A 1,291-nucleotide genomic window follows, 5' to 3' on the forward strand; every position below is an offset into this window, starting at 1 on the left:
TCTTTTTTATCACCACGGAAGTCTGCTGAACCAATGTCTTTTTTATCGCCGAAAGTTGCTGCTGAAGAAGAGAAGATGGTTGCGAAAACTAATGCTGCTGCTATGATTGATTTTTTCATGATCGTTATTGTTATGTAGAGTGTTGTTGTTATTGTATTCTGTAATTCTTTTTATTTCAATTCGAGTCCTTAGTCAGCAGAGCCGATATCTTTTTTGTCGCCTTTAGCATCAGCAGAGCCGATGTCTTTCTTGTCGCCTTTTGAATCAGCTGAACCAATGTCTTTTTTATCACCACGGAAGTCTGCTGAACCAATGTCTTTTTTATCGCCGAAAGTTGCTGCTGAAGAAGAGAAGATGGTTGCGAAAACTAATGCTGCTGCTATGATTGATTTTTTCATGATCGTTATTGTTATGTAGAGTGTTGTTGTTATTGTATTCTGTAATTCTTTTTATCCTTTCAATTCGAGTAATAATTCGAGTGCTTAGTCAGCTGAGCCGATATCTTTTTTGTCGCCTTTAGCGTCAGCAGAGCCGATGTCTTTCTTGTCGCCTTTTGCATCAGCTGAACCGATATCTTTTTTATCACCACGGAAGTCTGCTGAACCAATGTCTTTTTTATCGCCGAAAGTTGCTGCTGAAGAAGAGAAGATGGTTGCGAAAACTAATGCTGCTGCTATGATTGATTTTTTCATGATCGTTGTTGTTATGTAGAGTGTTGTTGTTATTCGTGTTATTCTGTAATTCTTTTTATTCTTTCAATTCGAGTAATAATTCGAGTGCTTAGTCAGCTGAACCGATATCTTTTTTGTCGCCTTTAGCGTCTGCAGAGCCGATGTCTTTCTTGTCGCCTTTTGAATAAGCTGAACCAATGTCTTTTTTATCACCACGGAAGTCTGCTGAACCAATGTCTTTTTTATCGCCGAAAGTTGCTGCTGAAGAAGAGAAGATGGTTGCGAAAACTAATGCTGCTGCTATGATTGATTTTTTCATGATCGTGTGTTGTTATGTAGAGTGTGTTGTTATTGTATTCTGTAATTCTTTTTATTCTTTCAATTCGAGTAATAATTCGAGTGCTTAGTCAGCTGAACCGATATCTTTTTTGTCGCCTTTAGCGTCAGCAGAGCCGATGTCTTTCTTGTCGCCTTTTGAATCAGCTGAACCAATGTCTTTTTTATCACCACGGAAGTCTGCTGAACCAATGTCTTTTTTATCGCCGAAAGTTGCTGCTGAAGAAGAGAAGATGGTTGCGAAAACTAATGCTGCTGCTATGATTGATTTTTTCATGATCGTT

The 1,291-nt window shown here is 38.4% G+C and carries 4 protein-coding genes; all 4 read right to left on the bottom strand.

What is annotated here, in order from left to right; genetic code table 11:
• Window positions 1–188: 188 nt before the first annotated feature.
• A complete protein-coding gene (locus EOD41_RS20505; RefSeq protein WP_127708712.1) occupies window positions 189–398 on the bottom strand; it encodes a hypothetical protein in 210 nt (69 codons plus the stop codon).
• A gap of 84 nt (window positions 399–482) precedes the next feature.
• Window positions 483–692: a hypothetical protein gene (locus tag EOD41_RS20510; RefSeq protein ID WP_127707602.1), complete on the bottom strand. Its 210-nt coding sequence runs from the start codon at window positions 690–692 to the stop codon at window positions 483–485.
• Between the two features lie 88 nt (window positions 693–780).
• Entirely contained in the window at window positions 781–990 is a 210-nt protein-coding gene (locus EOD41_RS20515; RefSeq protein WP_127708715.1) for a hypothetical protein, read from the bottom strand.
• Between the two features lie 84 nt (window positions 991–1,074).
• A partial coding sequence (locus tag EOD41_RS20520) for a hypothetical protein (protein WP_205780618.1) occupies window positions 1,075–1,291 on the bottom strand: 217 nt, incomplete at its 5' end.

It is taken from the genome of Mucilaginibacter limnophilus (genome assembly GCF_004005815.1).
GTDB lineage: Bacteria > Bacteroidota > Bacteroidia > Sphingobacteriales > Sphingobacteriaceae > Mucilaginibacter > Mucilaginibacter limnophilus.